At 41.3% G+C, this 670-nt stretch carries 1 protein-coding gene; it reads right to left on the bottom strand.

The window, feature by feature from the left end:
• On the bottom strand, positions 1-528 hold a 528-nt coding region (locus K0039_RS24705), incomplete at its 3' end, for a fimbrial chaperone (protein ID WP_228106765.1).
• Positions 529-670 lie beyond the last annotated feature (142 nt).

Consider the following 670-nt stretch of genomic DNA (forward strand, 5'->3'; position numbering starts at 1 on the left):
TCGTAATGACGCCTTACCTTCTGAACCTGACCAGAACCACTTCAGGGCTAACGGGGCTTCAGAGGGATTTCCCTTCAATCCATCCGGGCGATAGAAAAGTTTTATACGTGTGCGAAATGCCAGTTGCAGCAGGCTTTGATTCGCGACCTTTTCTGCATCTGGTTTTGGTGGAACTTCCAGTACGTTAAACCAGAACACGCTCTCTCTGTCTTTAGGCAGTGAGGTGCTGGCTGTGTACATTAATTTGATTGTTTGCCCACGTTTGGCATCAATACGCGATACTGGCGGCGTAGCAGTAAAAGGGACTGTAATACTGCCAGGCTCAGCGTTGTCATCGCCAGTATCTAACCAACTCTGGACAAGCAACGGGTTATTCCCTTTATTTTCCAGACGTACGTTGACACTTTTTTGATCGCTTTTATATATTACGCGAGTACCCGAAATGACAATGTCCGCAATAGACGATGAACTAAAAGCCATACAGGTTACGAAGCATAAAGCTGTTGTATGTTTGGTGTTAAAAAACATAAACCATCCCTGATAGAGTTAATTAAAACAGGGAATAATATAAAATAGAAATTATTATTCCCTGTATATTCATTCAATCAATTTAACTGGTGAATACTTACTGATAAGTAATGGTGTATTCAGTGTTAGTTTTTACATAACC

Origin of the sequence: Terrisporobacter mayombei (assembly GCF_020748465.1) — a bacterium.
Classification (GTDB): domain Bacteria; phylum Bacillota; class Clostridia; order Peptostreptococcales; family Peptostreptococcaceae; genus Terrisporobacter; species Terrisporobacter mayombei.